Genomic DNA, 25,197 nt, shown 5'->3' on the forward strand with positions numbered 1-25,197 from the left:
TGGAACGCTTGAAAATGTTGAGAGTTATCGCGTGCTTACGGGATCAGCACGACTGGGCGTTGGTCGTCCTGGCGGCACTCGTCTGCGTTTTCGCCTCTTTTACAGCGCTCAGACTGGCCCGCCACGCCCGCGAGACCGACGGGGCTGAACGCTGGCGCTGGGTAGCGATGGCGGGGTTGGCCGCCGGCTTCGGTATCTGGGCGACGCACTTTATCGCCATGCTGGCCTACAGCGCCGGCGTCGCCACTGGCTACGACCTTTTCAAAACATTCCTGTCTTTGGTAATCGCCGTGACCATTACCGGTGCCGGTATGGCTCTGGCCGTTTCGGAGCGCCAAGGCCTGTGGCGCGGTGTCGGTGGGGCCTTGCTGGGTCTGGGCGTGGCGGGGATGCACTATACGGGCATGTCGGCGGTTATCGCGCCCGCGCACATCGGCTGGCACACGGAACTGGTCGCGGCCTCCATTCTGCTGGGTATGGGGTTCGAAGCGGCGGCCCTGTGGCTGGCAACCAGTCGCTATAGGTATGCCCTGACAGGGGCCACCGGTCTGATGGTGCTGGGGATTGTGGCACACCACTTTATCGGCATGGGGGCCGTGGACGTCACGCCCGATCCGCGTATCGCGACGGGCGGCCTGATGCTCAATCCGGGCAGCATGTCGATCACGGTGGCCGTAGTGGCCATCGCGGTGATGGGCCTGTGCATTATGAGCCTGAGTCAGCGTCAGAAGTTCGAAGCCGCTGTCGCTGCTAATGAGCGCCACATGCGTATTCTGATCGACTCGGTGCGCGACTATGCCATCTACATGCTCGATCCGCAGGGGCGGGTCAGCAACTGGAATGCCGGGGCGCAGCGTTTCAAGGGCTATGCAGCGTCCGAGATTGTGGGCCAATCCTTTGCCACCTTCTTCCCCGAAGCCGACCGTGAGGCCGGCCGGCCCCGGGCCATATTGCAGGCGGCACTGGAACAGGGTCGTTACGAAGAGGAGGGCGAGCGCGTGCGCAAGGACGGCACGACCTTCCTGGCCCACGTCATCCTGACCCCCATGTACGAGAGCGACGGCACACTGATCGGCTTTGCCAAGGTGACGCGCGATATCACGCAGCGCCGGGCGGACCGCGAAATACTGAAACGTACCACGCACAATTTCGACACCGCTTTGCGCCACATGTCACAAGGGCTCAGCCTCTATGACGCCGATCATCGACTCGTTTTCGCCAACCCGCGCGTTTACAGCATGTTTGGCAATGACCCGAACATGGCGCGTCCGGGCACGCCTTTCCGCGAGGTCTTGGGCAATATTCTGCGCCGCGCCGGGGCGACCGAAGCGCAGATAGAGGCGCGCTATAGCATGCACATGGACCTGATTGCGCAGCCCGAAGGCGGGACGCTGATTTCAGAATCGGCGAATGGCACCGTGCTGTCGGTGACCTACCGGCCCTTGCCCGAAGGCGGCTGGGTGACAACGATTGATGACATTACGGCGCGTCGCCGCGACGAGGACCGTATCGCGCATATGGCGCGCCATGACGGCCTGACGGGTCTGCCCAATCGTGAACATTTCAATCAGCACACGAACCGCGAACTGGATCGCGCGGCGCGCACCGGTCATAAGGTGGCGGCGGTGGCCATCGACCTTGACCGCTTCAAGGAAATCAATGATGTGCGCGGCCACGCGGCGGGGGATCAGGTGCTGAAAATCATCGCCGAACGCCTTCAGCGCCTGTGTGGTGACACTGAGTTCGTGGGGCGTATCGGTGGCGACGAATTTGCCTGCGTCAAGACATTTGCGGAAGCGCGTGAACTCAGCGACTTCGTCAGCCGTCTGGACGCGGCCCTGCACGATCCTATCGACCTCGACGGGTTTGAGGTCTCTCCCGGCGGGTCGATGGGCGTGGCCGTCTATCCCGACGATGCCGACGGGCGCGAGCCGCTTATGAACAATGCCGATCTGGCGCTCTATCGTGCCAAGGCGCAGCCGCGCATAAACGGCCATGAGGCTGTTTGTTACTACGAAGCACGCATGGACGAAGCCGCCCGCGACCGGCGCGCGCTCGCCAAGGACCTTTGGCAGGCCATCGCTCGTGACGAGCTGCGCGTCCACTATCAGGTGCAGCGGTCGGTCACGTCGCAGGCCATTACCGGCTACGAGGCCCTTCTGCGCTGGCAGCATCCGCAGCGCGGTTTTGTCAGCCCGGCCGACTTTATCCCCGTGGCCGAAGAATGCGGCGCTATCGTTGATATCGGCGAGTGGGTGTTGCGCACGGCCTGCGCCGAGGCCGCCACCTGGACCAATGGGGCCAAGGTGGCCGTCAACCTGTCGCCGGTGCAGCTAACGCACCCCGATCTGGTTGGTATGGTGCAGTCCATACTGATCGAGACCGGCTTGTCACCGCGCCGTCTGGAGCTGGAAATCACCGAATCGACCATTATCGGCGACAAGGTGCGTGCCCTGCATATCCTGCGTCAGATCAAAAGCTTCGGCGTGACCATCGCCATTGACGACTTCGGTACGGGCTATTCGTCGCTCGATACGCTCAATGCCTTCCCGTTCGACAAAATCAAGATTGATCGCTCCTTCCTGATGGAGGCGGAACAGAGCCCGCAGGCGCGCGCCATCATCCGCGCCATTCTGGCGCTGGGGCGCAGTCTTGAGGTGCCGGTGCTGGCTGAAGGCGTCGAGACGGTGGCGCAGCTTGAATTGTTACGCAGCGAAGGCTGTGACGAGGCGCAGGGCTATTATTTCGGCCGCCCGGCAGCGCAGGTGCTCGACGAAGCCGCCCCGGCGCGCCTGACGGCGTGACTTGTAAAATCTGATACCGAATGTTGAGACGGGCGACGGATTTGTAAGCGCCTACCGTAACAGCTTGTGGTGCACATCCTGCTCTGGCCGCAAGCGAGCCTCTCTCTGGCGCTTGCGGCTTCTTTTCTCTGGGCCGATGAAGGCTTGTCACAGGGACGGATGTGGGCCAAGACACCTCGCGCTGACGTCGCCTGACCAAGGGTTTTCATGCTGTCCCGTTTCTTTATTGACCGCCCCATCTTTGCCTGGGTGGTGGCCATTGTTATCATGCTGGCCGGTCTGCTTTCGATCCGTACCCTGCCGGTTGAACAGTATCCGGACATCGCCTTGCCGCAGGTGCGTATCAACGCCTCCTATCCGGGGGCGTCGGCGAAAACGGTCGAAGATTCGGTGACGCAGATCATTGAGCAGGGGATGACCGGGCTCGATCGCCTGAAATACATCACGGCCTCGTCTTCGGATAGCGGCTCTGCCAATGTCACCCTCGTCTTCGAAGCCGGGACCAATATCGACACGGCTCAGGTGCAGGTGCAAAATCAGGTGCAGGCCGTCATCAACCGCCTGCCGCAGGACGTGCAGGCGCAGGGCGTGCGCGTCAACAAGGCTTCAAATAATCAGCTACTGGTCATTTCGTTGTATTCAACGGACGGATCGCTGACCAATGCCGACCTTGGTGACTATCTGGTATCCAATGTGCAGGACACGCTGGCGCGCGTGGACGGGGTAGGCGAAAGCAATGTGTTCGGCTCCGGCTATGCCATGCGTATCTGGCTCAATCCTGAAAAACTGGTGGCCTTCAATCTGACGCCCGCCGATGTGGTGACGGCGATCCGTGCCCAGAACGCTCAGGTGTCTGCAGGGCAACTGGCGGCGCAGCCGACCACAGACGATATCGCGCTCAATGCCACCATCACGTCTCAGTCGCGTCTGACCACGGCGGATGAATTCCGGAACATCATCGTCAAAAGCGATACCTCCGGTGCGACGGTCTATCTTCGCGACGTGGCCCGCGTCGAACTGGGGCAACAGAGCTATGACTCCATCAGCCGCCTGAACGGTCAGCCCGCGACGGGTATTTCGATCAGTCTGGCCACAGGTGCTAACGCATTGAAGACGGCTGAACTGGTCAAGGCGAAGATGGAAGAATTGTCCAAATCCTTCCCCAAGAACATCGCCTACGCCATTCCCAATGACTCGACTGACTTCATCAAGCTGTCGATCAAGGAGGTGCTGAAGACCCTGATCGAAGCCATCGTGCTGGTCTTCATCGTCATGTACCTGTTCCTGCAAAACTGGCGTGCGACCATCATCCCGACCATCGCCGTGCCGGTCGTGCTTCTGGGGACGCTGGGGATTCTGGCGGCCTTCGGCTATTCGATCAACCTTCTGACCATGTTTGGTCTGGTGCTGGCCATCGGCCTGCTGGTCGATGACGCCATCGTGGTCGTCGAAAACGTCGAGCGCGTGATGCGCGAAGAGGGGCTCGACCCCAAGGAAGCCACGCGCAAATCCATGGATGAGATTACCGGCGCGCTGATCGGCATCGGTCTGGTCCTGTCGGCCATGTTCGTGCCTATGGCCTTTTTTGGTGGTACGCAGGGCATCATCTATCGTCAGTTCTCGATCACCATCGTCTCGGCCATGGCCCTGTCGGTGCTGGTGGCCCTGATCCTGACGCCCCCCTTGTGCGCCACCATCCTCAAGCCGGTTGATCCTCAGAAGCACGCCGAAAAGAAAGGCTTTTTCGGCTGGTTCAACACAAGCTTCACCCGCGCCAGTCACGGCTATATGGGGGCGGTGGGCCGCATTATCGGCAAGCCGCTGCGCTATCTGGCCATCTATGGCGTCGTGCTGGTGGCTTGCGGCATGATGTTCCGCGTCCTGCCGACCTCCTTCCTGCCGGACGAGGATCAGGGCTTCATGCAGACCATCGTTCAATTGCCCGTCGGCACGACGCGCAAGACGACCGATGAGGTGGTGGCAAAGGTCGAGGCCTATCTGCAAAAGGACCCGACGGCGCGCTACGTCTTTGCGCGCGTTGGCTCCAACGGGCAGAATCAGGGGCAGGTCAATATCCGCATGAAGCCGTTTGAGGAACGCAAGGGCAGCGACCTGCGCGTGCCGGCGGTTATTGAGCGCGCGCGCAAGGAATTTGCCAAGCCTGAATACCGCAATGCCCGCATCATCCCCACCCAGCCGCCGGTGGTGCGTTCTCTGGGCGATGCGTCGGGTTTCTCCTTTGTCATCAAGGATGTCGGCGGCGTCGGGCCGGCGGCGCTGCTGGCGGCACGCAACGATTTCATCCGCCGCGCCGAAAAAGACCCGCGGCTGGGCTCGGTGCGCTCAGGGGGGCAGGATTACACGCCGCAGCTCAAAATCGACATCAACAAGACGGTAGCCGGGGCCATGGGCGTCAGCGTGTCGGACATTAATGCCATGCTGGCTGCGGCCTGGGGTGGCTCTTACGTCAATGACTTTATTGATCGCGGCCGCGTTAAACGCGTCTATGTGCAGGCCGATACCCCCTATCGCATGCGCCCGGAAGACCTGAACCGCTGGTATGTGCGCAACAAGGACGGAGGCATGGTGCCATTCCCGGCCTTTGGTTCGACCCGCTGGCAGGCGGGGGCGCCGACGCTGGAACGCTACAATGGGTCGCCTTCGACGGGTGTGCAGGGGGCGCCCGCCGACGGCGTATCGTCAGGTGATGCCATGGCGGCGATCGAAGATCTGGCTACCGGCTTGCCGCAGGGCACGGCGATTGAATGGACCGGCCTGTCCTTGCAGGAACGCGAATCCGGCGCACAGGCCCCGGCGCTGTACGCCCTGTCGGTGCTGGTTGTCTTCCTGTTGCTGGCCGCCCTGTACGAAAGCTGGACCATCCCGTTTTCGGTTATTCTGGTCCTGCCTCTGGCGGTTCTGGGGGCGCTGGTGGCGACGTGGGCGCGCGGCCTCGACAACGACATCTTTTTTCAGGTCGGGTTGCTCACCACCATCGGCCTGTCGTGCAAGAACGCCATCCTGATCGTCGAATACGCCCGCACGCTTCAGGAACGCGGCATGGGCCTGATCGACGCCACGCTGGAAGCCTCGCGCATCCGTCTGCGGCCCATTCTGATGACCTCGTTCGCCTTTACCTTCGGCGTCCTGCCTCTGGCCTTGGCCAATGGGGCCGGGTCGGGGGCGCAGCACGCCATTGGTACGGGCCTGATTGGCGGGGTGTTGTCAGCGACCTTGCTGGCCATCTTCTATATCCCGCTGTTCTTCGTGCTGGTGCAGAAACTGTTCAACCGCAAATACCGCAACGAAGCCAAAGAGGTCTGAGTCTCTCCTCCCGCTCCGGACAGAGATCCCCGTTGTAACGCGGCGGGGGTATGTCTGGCATTGGATGACCAGTCAGGTTATCGCGCCAAGCGTAAGGGGTTCAGAAACAAAAAGGCTATCCGTTTTTCCACCGGATAGCCTTTTTAGCTTTTGCTTTCGCGTTCACTCAGTCCAGCGCCCCGATAAACGGCAGGCCGCGCAGACGACCCCCATCGTCAAGACCATAGCCGACCAGATAGCGTTTGGGCGCTTCCCAGCCGACATAATCGGCTTCAATCTGACGCGTGACGGGCTTCGACGCCATGACGGCCGTCAGCACCTCGGTGGCCCCGGCGCGCAGCAGGTGGTCGCGGGCGAATTTCAGCGACGCGCCCGTATCCAGCACATCGTCCATGATCAGCACCTGCTTGCCCTTGACCGGGCGTTGCAGGTCAGCGCGCAGGATCATCTCCCCGCTCTGACGACCATCGCCATAGGAGGACAGCCACATCGAATCAAAGCCGATGCCGAGGCCGTGGCGGGCCAGCGCGCGCGTCAGGTCTGCGGCAAACCAGATGCCGCCGGTCAGCAGGCAGACGCCCACCGTCTCTTCGGTGAGGCGCGGGGCCATTTCCCTGGCCATAGCGTCGATGCGCGCGGCGATGTCCGCCTCGCTCAGGAGAATGTCGTAGGTCATGTAAACTCAGTAAAAACTAGTGATGAGCGGCGGCAGAGGGCGCGTCAGGCGCGGGCCGCAGCTCGGCTGGTTTTTCCGTAGCATGGTCAGCCGCAGTTGTCGCGTCTCCATGCGCGTTTTCCGCAGCCGTCGCCGCATGTCCGGCATCGGCCGCGGGGGCCGCTTCATGACCCGGAGCCGCGTGGGCGTCTTCTGTCGCCGGTGGTGTCCCGTGGCCGCCATCCCCGTGCGCCTCTTCGCCGTGCCCGCCACCGCTGCCGTTCATCAGGGACGGACGCACGCGAGACAGGTCCTTGGCCGCCTGCAGGTCAAAGCCCAGCCTGATATTCTTGACGCGGTTGGAGGGGTCAGGAATGTCAAAGGTCAGGACGCGGGTTTCGTTGGCCTCCAGCGTGAGACCGAGAGGTGGGATGAGGATAGTGTCAAGCGGCTGCAAGTCCTTGTCCATCAACTCCACGCGCACCGGGGGCACCGGATTGGCCTCATCGCGGATGTTTTTGACCTTTAGCGTCACAGTTGCGACAAAGCGACCGCCCCGCAGATTGTTTTCGAGTTTGTCGTCCAGCCACTCCAGACCGGCGGCATTTACCGAAACGCCCACGGCCGCATAGGCCCCGCCCAGACGCGGAAAGGCGCGCACCAGATCGACGCGCAGCAGAAAGGCCGTGCCCAGCATGGCAACGAAGGTAGCCGCCAGCGCGCCCCAGATGATGCCCTGCGCCATCAGGGCCTTGTGTCGCTTCTGGCTTTCGATCATGTCGCGGTACAGCGACGGAATCTTCTTCGCCTTGACTTCCTTCAACCCGGTGGCAGGCTTTTCCACGGCCTTTTCGAGCGGCAGTTCGATCGGCTCTTCGGGCTTTTCCGCGTGCCAGGTGGTCTTGCACGAAGCGCAGCGCACGGTGCGACCCTGAGGCCCCAACTGGGCCTCATCGATCGCGTAACTGAGCGCGCATTTGGGACAGGTCAGAAGCATCCGGACGAATCACTACATAAGGCCCGTTAACCAAACGGGTGCTTAACCTTTTTGGCCGAAAAGCATTAACAAGACCTCAAAACGCGAGTCTGAAACCTGTGGTAACAGCCTACGAACACGACGATCTTTTTGAGCCGGATCACAGCCAGGTGGTTGTGTTCCGCGACGTCGGGCTGGGCTATGAAGGGGCCGGGCATACCGGCCATGACCCTGAGCACTACATACTGAAAGATTTGAATTTTTCACTGCCTGCCGGGTCGTTTCATTTTCTGACCGGCCCCTCAGGCGCGGGAAAGACCTCGCTTTTGCGTCTGATCTATCAGGCGCAAAAGCCGTCTGTGGGCGAAATCAGCCTGTTTGGCGAACGTCTTAATCCGGCCGACCGCAAACAGACCGCCGATATGCGCCGGCGTATCGGCATCGTCTTTCAGGATTTTCGTCTGCTGGAGCACCTCGATGTGTTCGACAATGCCGCCTTGCCGCTGTTTGTGCGCGGCGAAGACCCGAAGCGATTCGAGGCCGATGTCATTGAGCTGCTGAGCTGGGTAGGGCTGAAAAATCGCCTGCACGTCATGCCGGATGTGCTGTCAGGCGGCGAAAAGCAACGGCTGGCCATTGCGCGGGCCGTCATCAACCGCCCGACCCTGATTCTGGCCGATGAGCCCACCGGCAATATCGACCACGCCATGGGCTTGCGGATCATGCGGTTGTTTATCGAACTGAACCGGCTGGGGGCCACGGTGTTGATCGCCACCCACGATGAGGCGCTGATCCGTGCCTCTGGTATGCCCGTGCTGGAGCTGCGTGAGGGGCGGTTGTTTCAGCGCGATCTGACCCAGACGGTGAGGGGGGCGCTATGACCGCCGGGAAACGCCTGCGCCGCCGCGATCTGTTGCCTGAGCAGGACACACGCGAGGTGTCGCTGCACTATGTGATCGCCGTCCTGTTTTTTCTGGCGGCGTTGTCGGCCCTGATTGCGCTGGCCTCGAATCGCGCAGCGTCGGGCTGGTCGCGTGAGATTCGCGCTGAAGTGACGGTACAGGTGCGCCCGACGGGGCTTGAAAGCGGCTCTGTCGCTGCGGCGCGTGCCGCCGAGGTGCTGGCCGGAGTGCCGGGCGTCAAGGAGGCTGCCGCCATCGAACCGGAGCGCGCCAAGGCGCTGATCAAGCCGTGGCTGGGTGATGCGGTGCTGGAGGACCTGCCCTTGCCCAATCTGGTGGAGGTGCGGCTGGATGAGGCCAAACCGGCGAAGGCCACCGCCCTGTCGGAGGCGCTGTCAGAGAAGGAAATCGACGCCACCATAGACGATCATTCGACCTGGCTTCAGGATATTGAGACGTCTGCGCTGATTATACGACTGATTTCTCTGGGTATATTTTTGCTGATTGCCTCTGCAGCGGCGGCGGTGGTGGGTTTTGCCACGCGCGCCGGGTTGATGGCGCGCGCCAATATTGTTGAGGTCCTGAGCCTGTGCGGCGCGACGGACACATTTATCGCCGGGCGGTTTCAGTTCCGCTTTGCGCGCATGGCCGCGATTTCCGGCCTCTTGGGTGGGGTAGCGGCGGGGCTGGTCATGGTGGTGATCAAGCTGACCGGTTCGTCGCAAAGCTTGTTGCTGGCTCTGCCCTTTTCGTGGCTGGACCTGTTGGTTTTGTTGCCCTGTCCACTGCTCGCCGCCTTGATTGCTGCGGGAACCGCGCGTATCGTAACCCTCAAGATGCTGGGGAAAAGCTGATGCGCCGCCTTGTGGCCGTGGTTTTGGTGGTTGGACTGTGGTTGGCCGGGCTTTACGCCTTCGCCGATCGCGTGATCCATTCGACTCCGGCCGCCGAGCCAGAAGAAGCCGCCGACGCCATCGTCGTGCTGACCGGTGCGTCGGACATGCGCATCAAGGAGGGTATGCGCTTGCTGGAGCGACGCAAGGGCGCGCGCATGCTGATTTCCGGCGTCAACCGCGAAGTGAAGCGCGAAGAATTGCTGCCCGTTACCGAAGGCTCCAAAAAGCTCTATGAGTGCTGCGTCGATCTGGGGTACGAGGCGCAGACCACGCTCGGCAATGCCTACGAGGTGGCTGAATGGGCCAAAGCCAAGGGGTTCGATGACCTGATCGTCGTGACCTCGGACTATCACATGCCGCGCAGCCTGCTGGAGATCAAGGCGGCCTTGCCGGGGGTCAATTTACACGCCTATCCGGTGGCCACGCCGACGCTCGATGCGCGCGAGTGGTGGAAATCGTGGCGCAGTTCGCGCGTGCTGATTGTGGAATACAGCAAGTATTTGGCCATATTGGCGCGTGATATTTTTTCCAGCCTGACCGGTTCGGGCAAAAAGGATGAGACCGCAACCGGTGAGGCTGCGGCGGAAGGTTCGGCCTCTTGAATTTCCTGCGTTCGGTTGTTTTCGTCGTCTGGCTCTATGGTCTGGTCGTGATCATCGGCCTGTTAGGCACGCCCTTCATGCTGCTGTCGCGGCGCTGGGGGATGCAGACGGTCAGGCTGTGGGCGCATCTGGTGCTGTTCGGCCTGCGCTATATATGTGGCGTCAAGGTTGAGTTCCGCGGGCTGGAACACCGGCCGAAGGGGGCCGCTCTGATCGCGGGTAAGCACCTCAGTATGCTCGATACCATCGCGCCGTTTGTCGTGCTGGATGACCCTTGCTTTGTGCTGAAGAAGGAACTGACCTACCTGCCGTTTTTCGGCTGGTATATCTGGCGCACCCGCATGATCCCCATACGCCGCAAGGATGCCTCCAAGGCCTTACGCGCCATGGTTATCGATGCGCGCGACCGGTTGGAGAACGCGCGGCAGATCCTGATTTTTGCCGAGGGCACGCGCTCAGAGGTGGGGCAGGACCCGGAGTATAAACCGGGCGTCGCCGCGCTGTATCGCGACCTCGCATTTCCCTGCCATCTGCTGGCCACCAATTCCGGTCAGTGCTGGCCGGCGCACGGTATCATCCGCAAACCCGGCACGGTGGTGTTCGAATTCTTGCCGCCCGTTCCGCCCGGGCTGAAGCGCGGTGAATTCATGAGCGAAATCAAGACGCGCATCGAAGGTGCGTCGAATGCGCTTATTGCGGAAAACCGCAAGACCTCAGTTGAATAGAGCCGGAGCGTGCTAGATCATTATGATTTCTGGTAGAAACATAATGATCTAGCTTTGTTTAGCCTCTCGCCGGGCGGTGGCTCCGCCACCTTGGCCGCCGCCTCGATGGCGGCTTGAGCGGAATGATTCCACTAGAAATCATTCCGCTTAACTGAACGTGCTCCGGCCCCGGAGCTATGGGTTACTTATTTGCACTTCTTCTTGCAGTCCAGCCAAGCGGCGCGGCACTTTTCTTCGGACGTTCCGGCCTTCTGGCAGGCCTGATAGGTGTCATTGCACTTTTTGCGGCAATCGGCGCTTTGCGCATAGCCCGTACCGGCCAGAAAGGCCGACAGTGTGATCGCGGCGACCGCGATCTTACCCAGGTGTTTCATTGGACGCCTCCCTTGGCGGTTTTTCCCAATTTTCACGTGCCTTAACCCGGTATCAGGCGGCACTTTTTAGCCCTGACCGACTATGGGGTTCGGCCATTGGTTAATACTGTATCCCAAATTCAGGATTCGCCAAGAGGGAGAATAACATCGGTATCGACGTACCGATCAATAGACCGCCAGAAGGGTGGGGCTGGCCGTATGCGCGGTGTGCTTGTTTTGCGGTAGCAGGAGGCAGGCGGGGGCCGCCGCCAGCACCAGCAGGCCCAGAGTCAGAAACAGCGCCTTGAGGACCGGCGACCTCATGGTTTTTCAAACTCCTGAACGATCTTCAGCGCGGAGATCTGCATGACCAGCGTGGCGTTTTTGTCCAGTTCACCCGTGTCGTCGATACGCATTTGCGTCAGCTTGCGCTGAGCGTCGCTGTCATTGACACGGGCAAGGTACACAAGCTCTTCCTTACTGAGGTTCTGCGCGTGACCGCGCGCCGTCAGGGTGAGAATCTTGTCGCCCAGCTCGGTCGAAACGGTCGCCACAATCGTCGCCAGACGATAGCGGTCGTTTTCATTCAGATTGTTGAAATCTACGTATTTTCCCACTTCGCCAATGATCAGGCGCATGTGCACTTCGCTGACGAAGTGGCGGATAATGGCCTCGGTGCCATCCACTTCCAGCAACTGTTGCGCCAGCTCGACACGTTCGGCAAAATCACCGGTGGGTTTGGCGGGACCGACCGGGCCAACGTCCTGCGCCGCCGCCGTCACCACGGGGGGCGGGCTTTCGATCATATCGACCGAAGGCGCGATTTCACCAGCGGGCTGCGCCACAGGGGCCGGATTGATTTTGGCCACAGTCTGGGCCGGGATGGGTGCCTGAGCCGGTGACACGCCTTGCGGTGCCGTCGCGGTGACCGGCGGATTCATCCGCTTTTGCTCCGGCTTCGGCATGACGGCAATGCGCGCGCCGGGCTCACGTTCCGGTTCGCGCGCCTGTGCCCCCATGGCCCCCATCAGCCCCAGCAGACACACACCCGTCATCACGTGCTTCAAATACACCACTCAAACCCCCATCTCACAATGCGCTACCGGTCAGCCCGAAATGGCTTCCTTGAATGTCTTGATAATTTTTATCACCGCTTCAACCATGTAGCTCTGGATCTGCTGGGCGTTGGCGTCGGGATTCGCGAATTTGCTGGCATTATACTTGGCCGCAACCGGGCCAGAATTGGCGCTGATCAGGGTCAGGATTTCTTCTTCGCTGAAATTGGCGGACTGAGCCGTGGCGATCTGGTCAATGATGCTGGCTTCGGCCTCTTTCAGTACGCGGTCGGCGATCTGATTGAACTTCAGCTCATCGGCACCACTGAGCGACTGCGCCCCCTTGCGCTCCAGAATGACCAGACGCACCGCCGCCTTGGTATTGGCCATGATCAGGCGCACATTCTTGGTCGTGCCGTTGGTTTCCATCAATTGCTTGTACAGCGCGATGCGGCGGGATTTGCGTGCGGCGGCGGCCTTGTCTTCGGGCGACACGGTGGCGGCGGCCGTCCCCTCAAGGCGCGGGGCCATGCCGATCAGCGCCGGATCAAGCTCGATCTTCGGCGCCAGCGGCGCTTCGGGCGAAATGAATGAGCCTTGCAGGGACGGGGGAACGACCGGTTGGGCCGGTGTTTTGGCGATGCCCATTGTTTGTGCCTGCGCCGAAGGGCCAAGGGCCTCAAGGCACAAAACCGTGCCCGCAATCAGCAGCCCAGACGTCAGAACCCGCATGCACGACATTTTATACCCCCAAGTGCCCGAAACCACTCAGGCCTTAAGCGACGTTAACCAATTCCTGACGAGGTGGCAACGGGGGAATCTTGAGGGGAGAAATCCGGAGCGATATGCCCAAAAGTGTAAGCGGTTTTGGGTAACCATATTGCGACAAGCCAAAGTTAATCCCCCGGATGGGACATCCGGGGGATAACAGGCCTTAGTCAAAGAGGATTTCAGATCAGCGCGCCGTGGCAGTGCTTGAACTTCTTGCCTGAACCGCAGGGGCACAGGCCGTTGCGCGAGGTGTTTTCCCAGCCGGCGGGCAGGGCCGAGACGGGCAGGGCGGCGCGCTGTTCCGGCGTCAGGTCGTCGCTCAGTTGCGGCGCGCGTTCGTTTTCACCGGTCAGCGGGTTGAGGTGGATTTCCTCAAAGCGTACCGGCTCCGGCTCAGGTTGACCCTGGAAGCGGATTTCAACCGTCATCAGCCAGCGCGTCACATTGTGACGCAGATTGACCAGCAGCGTCTCGAACAGGGCGAAGGCCTCGGTCTTGTACTCATTCAGCGGGTCGCGCTGACCATAACCGCGCAGACCAATGACGGCGCGCAGGTGGTCGAGGTGCATCAGGTGCTCACGCCACTGCATGTCGATCATCTGAAGCAGGAAGTTCTTTTCCAGCGCCTTCATCTGATCCGGCCCCAGAAGCTGGAGGCGTTCCTCCATCTTTTGCGCGGCGATGGTCTGGATGCGTTCTTCGATTTCCTCGTTAGCGATACCTTCTTCGGCAGCCCAGTCTTCCAGCGGCAGGTCGAGACCCAGCAGGCGCTCGCACTGTTCCTTCAGCCCGGCAATGTCCCACTGCTCGGCATAGGCCTTGGGCGGCAGGTGACGATCCACGAGGTCGCGGATCGTCTCTTCGCGCATTTCGGAGACGATTTCCGACAGGTCCTCGGTGTCCATGAACTCCTGGCGCTGCTCGAAGACGGCCTTGCGCTGGTCATTGACCACGTCGTCGTATTTCAGGAGGTTCTTGCGGATTTCGTAGTTGCGCTGCTCGACGCGCTTCTGGGCGGTGGCGATGGCCGAATTGAGCAGCTTGTGCGTAATGGCTTCGCCCTCTTCGACGCCCAGAGTCTTCATCATGGCGTTGAGACGGTCACCGGCGAAGATGCGCATCAGGTCATCTTCGCACGACAGGTAGAATTTGGAGGTGCCGGGGTCGCCCTGACGGCCGGTACGACCGCGCAACTGGTTGTCAATACGGCGGCTTTCGTGGCGTTCGGTGCCCAGCACGAACAGGCCACCCGCGGCCAGCGATTTCAGCTTGAGGTCGGCGATCTGGGTTTCGACCTCAGCCTTCTTGGCCAGAAGTGCCTCGTTGGACACCTCCACACCGGCCTCAGCCTGTTCTTCGAGCCACTTTTGAACCCGCAGATCGACATTGCCGCCGAGCTGAATGTCGGTACCGCGACCGGCCATGTTGGTGGCGATGGTCACCGCACCCGGTACGCCGGCATCGGCGATGATATAGGCTTCGTTTTCGTGGTGGCGGGCGTTCAGCACATTGTGCGGAATACCCTTGCCCGAACCGCGCACGATATCGAAGGCCGCATCGCCCAGCTTGGCCAGTTCCTTCTTATCGAGCTTGGCGTATTCCGGTTTTACAGCCTTGGTTTCGACGTTGTAGGCATAGGTCTTGAGGAATTCCGACAGGGCGTCGGACTTTTCGATCGAGGCTGTACCGACGAGAATCGGCTGACCGCGCACATAGCAGTCGGCGACCTGATCGGCGATGGCCTTGAACTTTTCGCGCTCGGTGCGATAGACCTCATCGTCATAGTCGATCCGCTTGATGGGGCGGTGCGTCGGCACTTCGAGCACGTCCATCTTGTAGATATCGCCAAATTCCGCTGCTTCGGTCGCCGCCGTGCCGGTCATGCCCGACAGCTTGCTATACATACGGAAATAGTTCTGGATGGTCACCGAGGCGAGCGTCTGGTTTTCCGGCTGGATGGCGACGGCTTCCTTGGCTTCGATGGCCTGGTGCAGGCCTTCGGACAGGCGGCGGCCCTGCATCATGCGGCCAGTAAATTCGTCGATCAGGACGATTTCGCCGTCCTTGACGATATAGTCCTTGTTGACCGTGTAGAGGGTGTTGGCGCGCAGGGCCTGATTGGCGTGGTGCACCAGCGAGACGTTGGCGGCGTCATAAAGACCGGCCGTGTCTTCGGCCAGATGCCCGCCCGCCGTCAGCATTTCTTCGAGGCGCTCAGACCCGGCTTCCGACAGCAGGACCTGACGCTGCTTTTCATCCAGCTCAAAGGTTTCCGGGTCCTGAATCAGTTCCTTGATCAGCGCGTCCAGCACCTTATACAGTTCCGAGCGGTCTTCGGTCGGGCCGGAGATGATCAGAGGCGTACGCGCTTCGTCGATAAGGATGGAGTCCACTTCATCGACGATGGCGAAGTGGTGGCCGCGCTGCACCATTTCCTCTCGGTTATAGACGAGGTTGTCGCGCAGATAGTCGAAGCCGAATTCGTTATTGGTGCCGTAGGTCACATCCGAGCCATAGGCGGCCTTGCGCGCGCCCGGCGACATGCCCGACACGATGACGCCGGTGGACAGACCCAGAAAACGATAGACGCGGCCCATGAAGTCGGCGTCGCGTTTGGCCAGGTAGTCGTTGACGGTGATCAGGTGAACGCCCTTGCCCGTCAGCGCATTGAGGTAAACCGGCGCCGTGCCGACCAGCGTCTTGCCTTCGCCGGTCCGCATTTCGGCGATACCGCCCTGATGCAGGATCAGGCCGCCGGTCAACTGAACATCGTAGTGACGCTGACCAATCGAGCGCCAGGCGGCTTCGCGCACCGTGGCGAAGGCCTCTTCGAGCAGCGAATCGAGCGAAGCGCCATTGGCAATGCGTTCGCGGAACAGGACGGTCTGATGCGCCAGCTCCTCATTGCTCATCGCCTTCATCCGGTGTTCCAGCGCATTGATGCGGGCAATACGCCCGCCCATCGACTTGACCTTGCGCTCATTAGCGGAGCCGAACAGAGATTTGGCGAAAGCCAGCATGAGATACCCGACAATTAGATTTCAGTATTTTGACCTGTCCGCCTTATTCGGACACACCTGTTTGGATAATATCAAGGTGTCACGTGTATGACGTAATAGGCAAATAGGCGTGAGCCAGCGCTTTTCAAGCGCGGGGACTGACTTAGGCTTGCGCTTGCGTTCTGTCAATGTAAGTTGGATGCGCACGACAGCGGGGAAGCTTTCAGTATGCAGCGTTGGACAAAGCTCAGGCAGGTGGCGGTTCTGGCCCTTGTGACCCTGACGATCGCCGGGTGCGACAAACCGACTCTGGACGAGCGCCCGCCGGAGCCCGGCGATGTCGCCGTGGCCCGCATCGACGGCCACACCATCTGGGCCTCTGACGTGCGCTATGAGGCCGTTCAACAGGGACTGATCGGCGACGGTGAGCCCTTCGATCTGGCCTCACCGCTGTTTCGCCGCACGCTGGAAGAGGTGATCGACCAGAAGCTTCTGGCGCAGGCGGCGCTGAAAAAAGGCATTGATCGCACCGAGCTGGCGCAGCGCCGTATCGCGGCGGCGCGTGAGGATATTCTGGGGCATATGCTGCTGGAACAGAGCGTCGATGCCTCTATTGACGACAAGAAGGTCAAGGACCTCTACGACGAACAGGTCAAGCTGGCGCAGAAGTCCGAGGAAATCCGCGCGCGCCTGATCCTCGTCAAAACACGGCCCGAAGCCGACAATGTGATGCGTCAGCTTCAGGGCGGCAGCCTGTTTGAAGCCATGGCCATGGAGCGCTCGATTGATCAGGCGACGCGCTTCAACGGCGGCGATATGGGCTATTTCACCACCGACGTTATCCCGGAAAGCTATCGCGCAGCCCTGATGACGGCCAAGCCGGGTCAGATCGCCGGACCGGTGCAGATCGATGGCGGCTGGGCTGTGTTCAAGGTCGAGGAGCGCCGTCCGGAACAACCGATGACGATCGAAGAGGCGCGTCCGGGCATTGTCTCGGCGCTCAAGCTGGAGCAGGTGCGGGGCCTGCTGGGCGGCTTGCGCGACGGGGCGCGCGTTGAATTTCTGGTCAAGGGCCTGAGCAGCAGCGAAGACCGCGAACCGGCCTCGGCCCCGGCGGGAGCCTCGGCCTCCAGCGCCAGCGGCAGCGAGGCCGCTGACGATGTGGGTGAAAGTCCGGAAAAGGCCGCCGCTTCGGCCACATCCTCGCGCACGGCGACGAAGAAGTAAGCAATCGGCATCGCCCTGCACAAAAGCCTTCACAGCGTCATGATTTGGGGCTAAGCCGCGCTTTTTGATGTCCTACGCACTGGAGCTGCGCGCCATGACCAAGCCGCCGTCGCCGACCGGCAAAACGCCCGATACCTCTGCCGCGGCTTCTGGTCAGGAACGAGGTCAGGTGAATCCGCTGGGGGCCGCGCTCGATCCACTGGCCAATGTGCTGAAAAAGGCCGTGCAAACCGGGGCTGAATTGGTCGGTGTGCATACGTCCGCACCCGCTGAGCCCGCCAAACCGGCGACCGGTAAGCCGGGTCTGGCCGTATCGCCGCTGGCGGTTGATCTACCACCTATGCCGCCGGTGGGCGGGGTCGATATCGCCATTGCCCGCGCGGGCTATTACAAGCACGTTCGTCCTGATCTGCTGGTGATGAAGTTCGCCGAAGGCACCACGGCGGCGGGCGTCTTCACGCGGCATAGTATTGGTTCGGCCCCGGTCGATTGGTGCAAGAAGCAACTGGCGGCCAATGAAGGCAATGAAATCCGCGCGCTGGTCTGCAATGCCGGCTGTGCCAACGCCTTTACGGGCAAGCTGGGGGCCGATGCGGCGCGCCGTACGGCGGCGGCTGTGGCCCGGCGACTCGATTGCCGTCAGCGCGACATCATGCTGGCCTCGACCGGTGTGATCGGCGTGGTGCTGGATGACGCCAAGATCGCCGCGCAACTGCCGCTGATCGAAGAGTCGTTCAAGGCCGATGCCTGGCACGCGGCGGCTCAGGCCATCATGACCACCGACACCTTCCCAAAGGGCGCTTATGAAACCGCCCTGATCGACGGCGTAGAGGTGAAGATCGCCGGTATCGCCAAGGGGTCGGGCATGATCGCGCCGGACATGGCGACCATGCTGGCCTTTATCGTCACGGACGCGACCCTCTCGGCCGGCGTGCTGCAATCGCTGCTGGGGCTCTATACGCGCACCACCTTCAACAGCGTGACGGTCGATGGTGATACCTCGACCAACGATACGGCGCTTTTGTTTGCCACGGGGGCGGCGGGGGCCCCGAAGATCAGCCGCGCGGGCGACAAGCGTCTGGCCGACTTCCGCGACAAGCTGGAAAAGGTGATGCACAGCCTCGCCACCCAGCTTATCCGCGACGGCGAAGGTGCGACCAAGTTCGTCAAGGTCACGGTGACGGGGGCGTCCTCACCGGCGTCGGCGCGCAAGATCGCCAAGTCGATCGCCGAAAGCCCGCTGTGCAAGACCGCCTGGGCCGGCGAAGACGCCAACTGGGGCCGCATCGTCATGGCGGTAGGCAAGACCGAGGAAGAGGTGGACCGCGACCACCTCGCCATCCGTTTCGGGGAGCTTGTGGCTGCCGAACACGGCGCCGTGTCGCTGACCTATGATGAGGCGGCGATGAGCGCCTATATGAAGAAACAGGAACTGGAAATCAGCGTCGATGTCGGCGTCGGCCGAGGGTCTGCGCACGTCTATACCTGCGACCTGACGCATGGGTATATCAGCATAAATGGCGATTATCGATCATAGCACTAAAAAAGCCCTTCCGAAATTTGGAAGGGCTTTTTTAGTGTCTTTACGGGGCCACGTCGTCCGGGGACAGGTCGCGCAGGGTGATGTGCTGCGCCTTCCAACCCTTGTCGGTACGGAACATCACGACGGATACAAAATAGGGTCCGTTATTGTTGTAAATTACATATTGGCGATAAACCAGTTGAGTCCCAAGGGTGCTTTCCGTCACCTTTTCATACTTCAGCGGCGAAACGAAATATTCGCTTACCTGCTTGGTGAGACCAACGAGATTGCGTAGTAACTGTGCTTGATCCTTGATCTGGGGCATCATCAGCTCATTGAAGGCGTCATCGTATTGTTTCGCATTGACCTTCGACATGAAGCTATCAAAGACCTGATCCATCTGTTTTGAGTCGGCATCGCTGACCTGAGCATAGGCCGTCACCGGCAGCAGCAGAAACAAGCTGACGATAAGGCTGAACAAGGTTTTCATTTAATTTCCCTCTTAAAGTTCGTCCCGAACGATAGCCAAATGCCGTTAGCTGCACAAGTGAGGCGGGTTTGGTGGTAAAATACCCGCCGTTTAACGATGGGCGTGCTTGATATGGACCATCTTTTGGTCCATATTTCTAACGGAGGCCCGCCATGTTCATTTCCGTTACCGATGCCAAGGCTCAACTGACTGATCTGGTCCGCCGCGCGGAAGCGGGCGACGAGGTGATCCTGACCCGTCATGGTCATGCGGCCGTGCGTCTTGTGCCGGTCAAGCCCAAGCTGACACCTGACCAACGTCGTAAAATTATTGAGGACTTTCAAAAATCTATCGAAGGCAAGGTTCTGCCCGGTCCGGATGCGGCTCATTCCGCCGACTTTCTGTATGGTGACGATGGCTTGCCTGGATGATGGTCATAGATAGTTCGGCCCTGATCGCGCTCGTGCAGAAAGAAGTTACCGCGGAGGCCTGTACAGCGGCCATTGCCGCAGCCGATCGGTTATTTTTGTCTGCGGCCGTGCTGGCAGAGGTGTCAGTCGTGGCCGGGCATCGCGGATTTTTGCCGCAGTTACAGGTCTTGATGAATCAAATGGACATTGAGGTCATTCCTGTTGATGAACATACAGCAGAGCTGGTGACCGCAGCCTACATGGTCTGGGGCAAGGGGCGGCATAAGGCCGGACTTAACCTGATGGATTGCTTTTCCTACGTGACCGCCAAATCCCTCGATTGCCCCCTGCTGTTCGTCGGCAATGACTTTTCCCAAACCGATATTGTGAGTGCCCTATGAAAACCGTACTTGTCGTTGCGGCGGCCCTGATCGACAGTGACGGGCGGGTGCTGATCGCCCAGCGCCCGGAAGGCAAGTCGCTGGCCGGGCAGTGGGAGTTTCCCGGCGGCAAGGTTGAGCCCGGCGAAACTCCCGAAGCGGCGCTGATCCGTGAGCTTGAGGAAGAACTGGGTATTACGACGAAGGCCGCCTGTCTGGCCCCCTTCGTCTTTGCCTCGCATACCTATGAGACATTTCATCTCTTGATGCCGCTGTATCTGATCCGCCGCTGGGAGGGCACGCCGCAGCCGAAGGAACACACAGCGCTGAAATGGGTACGGCCCAAAGACATGCGCGACTATCCCATGCCCCCGGCGGACCTGCCGCTGGTGGCGTATCTCAATGATTTTATTTGAGGCGTGATGCAAACGCCTTTGAAATTATGGTTGTGGTCGTACCGTAGTATGCGTCCGCGTTATTCAGGTTATCATCTGAAGGCGGAGAGGGCGTCGTGCGCTCTATTGATTGATCGGATCACCGTTTGGGACTTCACCAAGGTCAGTTTTTCCTTGCAACCCGTTCCACAGGAAATGCCTCTCATACTGGCTTCGGAAGGCGTTAAATTCGAGCCCTTTGACAAATGGCGACTGAGGCGAGACGAGACCATTCAAGGCTTCTGGCAATCAGAGCGAAATGGGGTGATGCTGGACACGGCCTTAAATTCGAAGGGCATCGAACGCTTGAGCGAGGCCTTCACTTATATGCTCGATGGAGAATGGGATTACCGGGTCGAAGATATGTCGTTCTGGGGCGAACCACACAATTAGCCTCCCTGAAACGAAGTGCGACGAAGCCAATTCTGCTGAGGCGTTTTCTTTACAGCTTCCCCTCTTTCACCCCCAAGGCGTCGGCCAGACGCACCTTGGCGGAGCCCGGACGCAGTGGCTTTTGCTGGCTTTCGTGCGGGGTCCAGCCGGATAGGGTGATGATCTCGAACGTGGCGCGCACGCCGCCTTCTGGATGAGGATAGCGTTCGGCGTAAAGTTCAAACGCCCGGCTGAGGATGGCGCGGCTCAGCCCCTTGCGCGGGCGGTCGAACAGGATGTTGGTTTCCCCCATGGCCCGCAGATCGCGCAGCAGGTTGAGCGGGTGGGCATAGCTGACCACCACCTTGTCTGTATCGACAACGGGCATGTTAAACCCGGCGCGGCGCAGCAAATCCACGCAGTCCGGCCCTTCGGCAAAGGGGGCGACGCGCGCCCCCGTGCCGCCGCGGATTTCCAGTTCGGCCTCCATCAGCACGCGGCGCAATTCGTGCAGGGTCTCACCGCCGAATTGCGAGGCGATCAAAAGGCCGTCGGGCCTCAGGGCGCGGCGCAACTGCACCAGCACACCGGGCAGGTCGTTGGTGGTGTGAAAGGCCAGAGACGACACCACCAGATCGAGCGTGTCGTCGCCAAAGGGCAGGGCCTCTTCGTCCAGCACCACGGCGGGGTGGTGGCGGGCCGACAGGTCGCTTTCGATCAGATAGCCGATCTTGGCGGCCACCTCCGGCGTCTCGGCCAATAGCTCAGCGAAACGGCCATCGCGGCGGCCGATCTCCAGCGCCACGTCGAAGCGGCGATTGATGGCCGCCAAGGTGTCGATCATGTCCTCGGCGCTGCGGCGTTTCAGGAAGTTGGCCGTGGCGAAATCGCCCGCCGTGCGGTCGAGGCGGTGACGCAGCAGTTGACGATCGAAGAGGCGCGGTGTTGTCATGTCGTTCAAATAGGGGGTGGGGATGCGGCTGTCCATAGACGGGCTGAAAACGTGGGTGACAGAGCAGGCGCTCGTCCCGCGTCTGCGCGAAGGCGGGACGCGGTTGCTGGATGCGCTTTATCCGCGTCAGGCGCTTACTCACGACCCCGACCTGCGTAATTCAGCGGGGGTAAAAGACGCAGTACAGGCCGGCGGCCTGACGGCGGACGACTGGAGTGCCATTCGCTTCCTGACGGGGCAGGGTTGCGACATGTGCGCGCGACCGTTTGAAGGCGGGGTGTTTCTGGGGGCTGGGGCGCTTTGTGAGGCTTGCACGCAAAAGCCGTTTCCCTTTCGCCGTGGCCGCGCTGCCTGTCTTTATACCGATGCCTCAAAGGGCCTGATTCTGGCGTTTAAACACGCGGACCGGCTCGATTTGCGGCCCATATTGTCAGGTTGGCTGTCGCGCGCCGGGGCCGAGCTGATGGAGGAGGTCGATGTGATCGTGCCGGTGCCCCTGCACTGGCGCAGACTGTTTCAGCGTCGCTACAATCAGGCGGCGGAGCTGGCCCGGCCTCTGGCGCGGCAGTATCAGAAGGACTTTGTGCCCGACGCTCTGATCCGACAGCGCGCGACCTCGGTGCAGTTCAGCCGCGCCCGCACGGCCAAAGGCCGCCGCGAAGATCGTTTTGAGAATGTGAAGGGGGCTTTTGCCGTAACGGCCTCCGGCGCGCGGCGTTTGCGCGGACGGCGGGTGCTGCTGGTCGATGATGTGTTCACCTCCGGGGCGACGCTCACGGCCTGCGCCAAGGCCCTGCGTGAGGCCGGGGCGCGCGACGTCGATGTGCTGGTGCTGGCCCGCGCCGTACCGGCGGTGGAGGTGTAATCCTTATACCTCCCCGACTTGTCGGGGAGGGGGACCGCGCCCGAAGGGCGTGGTGGTGGGGTGTCTTGTTTCGTTCAGCGAGTCTTTTTGCGTAAGAAGCAAAATCCCCACCACCGCATCTCACCTGCTTTCAGCAGGCTCGTGCGGTCCCCCTCCCCAGCAAGCTGGGGAGGTATGAAGAGGAATAGCGACCTGTTATTCCCTGTCGCGCGCCGGCCACACGTCCGTCTTTAAAACTTGCAAACCCTTGCCTATATAATGGTTTGTGACAAGGTTGCGTTTTGACTGTGGACCCCCATGCCGAATATTGAAATCTACACCAAGCCCTACTGCCCCTATTGCGAGCGCGCCAAGGCGCTGCTGGACTCCAAGGGCGCCGAGTACAAGGAAATCGTCGCGTCCAACGATCCGGAGTTGCGCAAGGAAATGAACGAGCGGTCGGGCCGTGCCACCTATCCGCAAATCTTCATTGATGGCCTGCATGTCGGCGGCTGTGACGATCTGGTGTCGCTCGATTCGCGCGGCGGTCTGGACCCTCTGCTGGCGTCGTAAATGGCAAAGGCCGCTCCGCTCAAAGTCGCTCTGCTGCAACTGAACACCCCCGCCGACCCGGTGCGGGCGTTTGAACACCTGAAACCGCTGTACGAAACGGCGGTAGCCTCAGGCGCGCAGCTTATCCTGACGCCCGAATGTTCCAACCTGATGGAGCAGCGCAAGGAGAAGAAGGCGCAGGTCGTCACCACGCTCGACGCCGACGCCTGTGTGGCAGGTGTGAAGGCGCTGGCGGCGCGTTACCGGGTGCCAACCCTGCTCGGTTCGGCCATTGTCCGTTCGCCGGTCGCGGGCGAAGACCGCGCGGTCAACCGGACCTTTTGCTTCGATGAGACGGGCGAAGAGGCGGCCTTCTATGACAAGATCCACCTGTTTGACGCCACCACGCCTAATGGCGAGGTCTATCGCGAATCGGCGGGCGTCTGCGGGGGCGAACGGGCGGTGATTGCGCCGACGCCGTGGGGCGGACTGGGCCTGACCATCTGCTACGACGTGCGCTTCGGCTATCTGCACCGTGCGTTGGCCCAAGGCGGGGCATCGATGATCGCCGTGCCTGCGGCCTTTACCGTGCCGACCGGGCAGGCGCACTGGGAGGTGCTGCTGCGCGCCCGTGCCATTGAAACCGGCTGTTTCGTTTTTGCCCCGGCGCAGGGTGGTCAACACGAGGATGGCCGCAAGACCTGGGGCCATTCGATGATCATCAATCCGTGGGGCGAGGTCATGGCCCGGCTCGACCACGATCACCCGGCGGTGCTGATGGCCGAGATCGACCTGTCGGAGGTCGCGCGCGCCCGCACGGCCATCCCTCAGTTGCAACACGACAGGACCTTTGTGCGCGTATGATCCGCTATGCCCTGAAATGCGAACACCACCATGAGTTCGAGGCGTGGTTTTCCAATTCAACCGCCTTCGATGAGCAGAAGGCGCGGGCGCTGATCGAGTGTCCGCACTGCGGCAGCGTCCAAGTCGAAAAGGCGATCATGGCCCCGATGGTGCGCACCTCTGAGGCCGTCGAAAGCCGTCAGTCGGATATGCGCAAGGCCGTGGCTGAGGCCATGCACCGCGTGCGCACCCATGTGGAGCAGAATTTCGACTATGTGGGCGACAGCTTTGCCCGCGAAGCCCGTGACATGCACGAAGGCCTGGCGCCCGAACGCCCTATCTATGGCGAGGCCAGCCGCGACGAGGTGCGTGAACTGATCGACGACGGCATTCCGGTCGCGCCTCTGCCTATACCCGCCGGCGAAGCCCCCAAGCCTAAGACGCTGAACTAATCTCCGCCTCGTGGAGGCACAACAGTTAGGCGGGGTTAACGCTTTTTTGGCCGGGCTCTTGCATAAGGGGAGGCGAAGGAGCCGCCATGAAACACCTTGCGCTGATCGCCATTCTGCTGACGACGCCTGTTATGGCGGCGACACCGGCCGTCAATCCGCTGTCGAAAGAGCCCTTTTATGCGGCTATCGTCCGGGATGCGGTCACGCTGAAGGCGCGGACCGTGCGTATGGCCCAAAACCCGTCCCTGACGCTTCTGACCTCAGCCGGTTTCAAAACCTATGCGCGGGAGATCAGCAGCCTGTCCGAGCGCAATCTGAAAGGGCATCTCGACCTCAAGGCACGCGGCACGGACAATGACCTGAAATGCGTGCTGAAAGGGGTGTCGCTCGATCTGCCGCGTAAGATGGCGGCCATCGAGGCAGCAAAGACACCGGATGCGCTCAAAGGCGCGCTGAACGACATGGCCTATCTGCTGGAAGACAATATCGAAGTGATCGTCACCCCGGCAACGGCGGATTCGGGGCTCGATTGCGTGATCGAATTCGGCAATTCGTAAGGCTTTTTTGCCACGAAAAACACGAAAAGTTTAAAAAGGCTACGCTCACTTTGTGCCCGAAGGGCGGTTGTTTATCTTAAGCACGCTCGGATGTTTGGCGCTGCGCGCCGCAGGCTCAGTC

General features: G+C 60.9%; 26 protein-coding genes. 17 read left to right on the forward strand and 9 right to left on the reverse strand.

The annotated features are described in order from the left end of the window. Nucleotides 1-14: 14 nt before the first annotated feature. Both EM6_RS11980 and EM6_RS11985 read left to right on the forward strand, forming a co-directional pair. Entirely contained in the window at nucleotides 15-2,804 is a 2,790-nt protein-coding gene (locus EM6_RS11980) for an EAL domain-containing protein (RefSeq protein ID WP_126423325.1), read from the forward strand. Between the two features lie 207 nt (nucleotides 2,805-3,011). Then, on the forward strand, nucleotides 3,012-6,128 hold the full coding sequence (locus tag EM6_RS11985; RefSeq protein ID WP_126423327.1) for an efflux RND transporter permease subunit: 3,117 nt from the start codon (nucleotides 3,012-3,014) through the stop codon (nucleotides 6,126-6,128). Nucleotides 6,129-6,294: 166 nt separating this feature from the next. Here EM6_RS11985 and EM6_RS11990 read toward each other — a convergent pair whose 3' ends face one another. Beyond that, nucleotides 6,295-6,804: a phosphoribosyltransferase gene (locus EM6_RS11990; protein WP_126423329.1), complete on the reverse strand. Its 510-nt coding sequence runs from the start codon at nucleotides 6,802-6,804 to the stop codon at nucleotides 6,295-6,297. A gap of 16 nt (nucleotides 6,805-6,820) precedes the next feature. Beyond that, complete coding sequence (locus EM6_RS11995; RefSeq protein WP_126423332.1) at nucleotides 6,821-7,780, reverse strand: MJ0042-type zinc finger domain-containing protein; 960 nt, start codon at nucleotides 7,778-7,780, stop codon at nucleotides 6,821-6,823. 98 nt (nucleotides 7,781-7,878) lie between these two features. Between EM6_RS11995 and EM6_RS12000 the strand changes: the two genes are divergently transcribed. From EM6_RS12000 to EM6_RS12015, 4 genes are read left to right on the forward strand one after another with little or no spacing between them, the layout of a single operon-like run. Continuing rightward, nucleotides 7,879-8,640 carry a cell division ATP-binding protein FtsE gene (locus tag EM6_RS12000; protein ID WP_126423334.1) on the forward strand — a complete coding sequence of 254 codons (762 nt, stop codon included), beginning with the start codon at nucleotides 7,879-7,881 and terminating at the stop codon, nucleotides 8,638-8,640. Continuing rightward, nucleotides 8,637-9,515, forward strand: coding sequence for a cell division protein FtsX (locus EM6_RS12005; protein ID WP_126423336.1), 879 nt, complete (start codon nucleotides 8,637-8,639; stop codon nucleotides 9,513-9,515). Before EM6_RS12000 ends, EM6_RS12005 begins: the two co-directional genes overlap by 4 nt. After that, nucleotides 9,515-10,159 carry a YdcF family protein gene (locus EM6_RS12010; protein ID WP_126423338.1) on the forward strand — a complete coding sequence of 215 codons (645 nt, stop codon included), beginning with the start codon at nucleotides 9,515-9,517 and terminating at the stop codon, nucleotides 10,157-10,159. The genes EM6_RS12005 and EM6_RS12010 overlap by 1 nt, the downstream gene beginning before the upstream one ends. Further along, nucleotides 10,156-10,884: a lysophospholipid acyltransferase family protein gene (locus EM6_RS12015; protein ID WP_126423340.1), complete on the forward strand. Its 729-nt coding sequence runs from the start codon at nucleotides 10,156-10,158 to the stop codon at nucleotides 10,882-10,884. The genes EM6_RS12010 and EM6_RS12015 overlap by 4 nt, the downstream gene beginning before the upstream one ends. Nucleotides 10,885-11,069: 185 nt before the next feature. Here EM6_RS12015 and EM6_RS12020 read toward each other — a convergent pair whose 3' ends face one another. The 5 genes from EM6_RS12020 to secA form a co-directional block, all read right to left on the reverse strand. Continuing rightward, nucleotides 11,070-11,258: a hypothetical protein gene (locus EM6_RS12020; RefSeq protein WP_126423342.1), complete on the reverse strand. Its 189-nt coding sequence runs from the start codon at nucleotides 11,256-11,258 to the stop codon at nucleotides 11,070-11,072. A 165-nt stretch (nucleotides 11,259-11,423) separates the two neighbouring features. Beyond that, nucleotides 11,424-11,561, reverse strand: coding sequence for a hypothetical protein (locus tag EM6_RS17375; protein WP_172961248.1), 138 nt, complete (start codon nucleotides 11,559-11,561; stop codon nucleotides 11,424-11,426). Beyond that, nucleotides 11,558-12,313: a hypothetical protein gene (locus tag EM6_RS12025; RefSeq protein WP_126423344.1), complete on the reverse strand. Its 756-nt coding sequence runs from the start codon at nucleotides 12,311-12,313 to the stop codon at nucleotides 11,558-11,560. The genes EM6_RS17375 and EM6_RS12025 overlap by 4 nt, the downstream gene beginning before the upstream one ends. 30 nt (nucleotides 12,314-12,343) lie before the next feature. Next, entirely contained in the window at nucleotides 12,344-13,024 is a 681-nt protein-coding gene (locus EM6_RS12030) for a hypothetical protein (protein WP_126423346.1), read from the reverse strand. A 218-nt stretch (nucleotides 13,025-13,242) separates the two neighbouring features. Next, nucleotides 13,243-16,083, reverse strand: a complete 2,841-nt coding sequence (secA, locus tag EM6_RS12035) for a preprotein translocase subunit SecA (protein ID WP_126423348.1) — start codon at nucleotides 16,081-16,083, stop codon at nucleotides 13,243-13,245. 207 nt (nucleotides 16,084-16,290) lie between these two features. Here secA and EM6_RS12040 point away from each other — a divergent pair, with 207 nt between their 5' ends. Beyond that, nucleotides 16,291-17,289: a peptidylprolyl isomerase gene (locus EM6_RS12040; RefSeq protein ID WP_126423350.1), complete on the forward strand. Its 999-nt coding sequence runs from the start codon at nucleotides 16,291-16,293 to the stop codon at nucleotides 17,287-17,289. 94 nt (nucleotides 17,290-17,383) lie between these two features. After that, nucleotides 17,384-18,826 carry a bifunctional glutamate N-acetyltransferase/amino-acid acetyltransferase ArgJ gene (gene argJ, locus EM6_RS12045; RefSeq protein WP_126424135.1) on the forward strand — a complete coding sequence of 481 codons (1,443 nt, stop codon included), beginning with the start codon at nucleotides 17,384-17,386 and terminating at the stop codon, nucleotides 18,824-18,826. Between the two features lie 46 nt (nucleotides 18,827-18,872). Here argJ and EM6_RS12050 read toward each other — a convergent pair whose 3' ends face one another. Next, nucleotides 18,873-19,301 (reverse strand): hypothetical protein, encoded by a 429-nt coding sequence (locus EM6_RS12050; RefSeq protein WP_126423352.1) that lies wholly within the window; start codon nucleotides 19,299-19,301, stop codon nucleotides 18,873-18,875. Nucleotides 19,302-19,453: 152 nt separating this feature from the next. Between EM6_RS12050 and EM6_RS12055 the strand changes: the two genes are divergently transcribed. From EM6_RS12055 to EM6_RS12070, 4 genes are read left to right on the forward strand one after another with little or no spacing between them, the layout of a single operon-like run. Beyond that, on the forward strand, nucleotides 19,454-19,711 hold the full coding sequence (locus tag EM6_RS12055) for a type II toxin-antitoxin system Phd/YefM family antitoxin (protein WP_126423354.1): 258 nt from the start codon (nucleotides 19,454-19,456) through the stop codon (nucleotides 19,709-19,711). Beyond that, nucleotides 19,708-20,091, forward strand: a complete 384-nt coding sequence (locus tag EM6_RS12060; protein WP_126423356.1) for a type II toxin-antitoxin system VapC family toxin — start codon at nucleotides 19,708-19,710, stop codon at nucleotides 20,089-20,091. The genes EM6_RS12055 and EM6_RS12060 overlap by 4 nt, the downstream gene beginning before the upstream one ends. Continuing rightward, complete coding sequence (gene mutT / locus EM6_RS12065) at nucleotides 20,088-20,486, forward strand: 8-oxo-dGTP diphosphatase MutT (protein WP_126423358.1); 399 nt, start codon at nucleotides 20,088-20,090, stop codon at nucleotides 20,484-20,486. Before EM6_RS12060 ends, mutT begins: the two co-directional genes overlap by 4 nt. A 48-nt stretch (nucleotides 20,487-20,534) precedes the next feature. Further along, nucleotides 20,535-20,897, forward strand: coding sequence for a hypothetical protein (locus EM6_RS12070; protein WP_126423360.1), 363 nt, complete (start codon nucleotides 20,535-20,537; stop codon nucleotides 20,895-20,897). A 49-nt stretch (nucleotides 20,898-20,946) separates the two neighbouring features. On the opposite strand, the gene EM6_RS12075 is transcribed toward EM6_RS12070, so the two are convergent. After that, nucleotides 20,947-21,864 carry a class I SAM-dependent methyltransferase gene (locus tag EM6_RS12075; protein WP_420000742.1) on the reverse strand — a complete coding sequence of 306 codons (918 nt, stop codon included), beginning with the start codon at nucleotides 21,862-21,864 and terminating at the stop codon, nucleotides 20,947-20,949. Between EM6_RS12075 and EM6_RS12080 the strand changes: the two genes are divergently transcribed. The 5 genes from EM6_RS12080 to EM6_RS12100 all read left to right on the forward strand — a co-directional run bounded on the left by EM6_RS12080 (nucleotide 21,851) and on the right by EM6_RS12100 (nucleotide 25,076). Beyond that, the gene (locus EM6_RS12080; RefSeq protein WP_232037163.1) at nucleotides 21,851-22,693 is read left to right on the forward strand and encodes a ComF family protein; all 843 of its coding nucleotides are present in this window, start codon (nucleotides 21,851-21,853) and stop codon (nucleotides 22,691-22,693) included. The genes EM6_RS12075 and EM6_RS12080 overlap by 14 nt on opposite strands. A gap of 297 nt (nucleotides 22,694-22,990) precedes the next feature. Beyond that, on the forward strand, nucleotides 22,991-23,245 hold the full coding sequence (gene grxC, locus EM6_RS12085) for a glutaredoxin 3 (protein WP_126423364.1): 255 nt from the start codon (nucleotides 22,991-22,993) through the stop codon (nucleotides 23,243-23,245). Continuing rightward, a complete protein-coding gene (locus EM6_RS12090; RefSeq protein ID WP_126423366.1) occupies nucleotides 23,246-24,088 on the forward strand; it encodes a carbon-nitrogen hydrolase family protein in 843 nt (280 codons plus the stop codon). Beyond that, nucleotides 24,085-24,519 carry a DUF1178 family protein gene (locus EM6_RS12095; RefSeq protein ID WP_126423368.1) on the forward strand — a complete coding sequence of 145 codons (435 nt, stop codon included), beginning with the start codon at nucleotides 24,085-24,087 and terminating at the stop codon, nucleotides 24,517-24,519. The genes EM6_RS12090 and EM6_RS12095 overlap by 4 nt, the downstream gene beginning before the upstream one ends. 86 nt (nucleotides 24,520-24,605) lie before the next feature. Further along, a complete protein-coding gene (locus EM6_RS12100; RefSeq protein ID WP_126423370.1) occupies nucleotides 24,606-25,076 on the forward strand; it encodes a hypothetical protein in 471 nt (156 codons plus the stop codon). Nucleotides 25,077-25,197: the final 121 nt, after the last annotated feature.

It is taken from the genome of Asticcacaulis excentricus, assembly GCF_003966695.1.
GTDB lineage: Bacteria > Pseudomonadota > Alphaproteobacteria > Caulobacterales > Caulobacteraceae > Asticcacaulis > Asticcacaulis excentricus_A.

Bases quoted from the DNA above. Each gene is read 5' to 3' on its own strand.
- EM6_RS11980 (WP_126423325.1), top strand. From the start codon at position 15: ATGTTGAGAGTTATCGCGTGCTTACGGGATCAGCACGACTGGGCGTTG.
- EM6_RS11985 (WP_126423327.1), top strand. From the start codon at position 3,012: ATGCTGTCCCGTTTCTTTATTGACCGCCCCATCTTTGCCTGGGTGGTG.
- EM6_RS11990 (WP_126423329.1), bottom strand. From the start codon at position 6,804: ATGACCTACGACATTCTCCTGAGCGAGGCGGACATCGCCGCGCGCATC.
- EM6_RS11995 (WP_126423332.1), bottom strand. From the start codon at position 7,780: ATGCTTCTGACCTGTCCCAAATGCGCGCTCAGTTACGCGATCGATGAG.
- EM6_RS12005 (WP_126423336.1), top strand. From the start codon at position 8,637: ATGACCGCCGGGAAACGCCTGCGCCGCCGCGATCTGTTGCCTGAGCAG.
- EM6_RS12010 (WP_126423338.1), top strand. From the start codon at position 9,515: ATGCGCCGCCTTGTGGCCGTGGTTTTGGTGGTTGGACTGTGGTTGGCC.
- EM6_RS12020 (WP_126423342.1), bottom strand. From the start codon at position 11,258: ATGAAACACCTGGGTAAGATCGCGGTCGCCGCGATCACACTGTCGGCC.
- EM6_RS17375 (WP_172961248.1), bottom strand. From the start codon at position 11,561: ATGAGGTCGCCGGTCCTCAAGGCGCTGTTTCTGACTCTGGGCCTGCTG.
- EM6_RS12030 (WP_126423346.1), bottom strand. From the start codon at position 13,024: ATGCGGGTTCTGACGTCTGGGCTGCTGATTGCGGGCACGGTTTTGTGC.
- secA (WP_126423348.1), bottom strand. From the start codon at position 16,083: ATGCTGGCTTTCGCCAAATCTCTGTTCGGCTCCGCTAATGAGCGCAAG.
- EM6_RS12040 (WP_126423350.1), top strand. From the start codon at position 16,291: ATGCAGCGTTGGACAAAGCTCAGGCAGGTGGCGGTTCTGGCCCTTGTG.
- argJ (WP_126424135.1), top strand. From the start codon at position 17,384: ATGACCAAGCCGCCGTCGCCGACCGGCAAAACGCCCGATACCTCTGCC.
- EM6_RS12050 (WP_126423352.1), bottom strand. From the start codon at position 19,301: ATGAAAACCTTGTTCAGCCTTATCGTCAGCTTGTTTCTGCTGCTGCCG.
- EM6_RS12055 (WP_126423354.1), top strand. From the start codon at position 19,454: ATGTTCATTTCCGTTACCGATGCCAAGGCTCAACTGACTGATCTGGTC.
- EM6_RS12060 (WP_126423356.1), top strand. From the start codon at position 19,708: ATGATGGTCATAGATAGTTCGGCCCTGATCGCGCTCGTGCAGAAAGAA.
- mutT (WP_126423358.1), top strand. From the start codon at position 20,088: ATGAAAACCGTACTTGTCGTTGCGGCGGCCCTGATCGACAGTGACGGG.
- EM6_RS12070 (WP_126423360.1), top strand. From the start codon at position 20,535: ATGCGTCCGCGTTATTCAGGTTATCATCTGAAGGCGGAGAGGGCGTCG.
- EM6_RS12080 (WP_232037163.1), top strand. From the start codon at position 21,851: ATGCGGCTGTCCATAGACGGGCTGAAAACGTGGGTGACAGAGCAGGCG.
- EM6_RS12075 (WP_420000742.1), bottom strand. From the start codon at position 21,864: ATGGACAGCCGCATCCCCACCCCCTATTTGAACGACATGACAACACCG.
- grxC (WP_126423364.1), top strand. From the start codon at position 22,991: ATGCCGAATATTGAAATCTACACCAAGCCCTACTGCCCCTATTGCGAG.
- EM6_RS12090 (WP_126423366.1), top strand. From the start codon at position 23,246: ATGGCAAAGGCCGCTCCGCTCAAAGTCGCTCTGCTGCAACTGAACACC.
- EM6_RS12095 (WP_126423368.1), top strand. From the start codon at position 24,085: ATGATCCGCTATGCCCTGAAATGCGAACACCACCATGAGTTCGAGGCG.
- EM6_RS12100 (WP_126423370.1), top strand. From the start codon at position 24,606: ATGAAACACCTTGCGCTGATCGCCATTCTGCTGACGACGCCTGTTATG.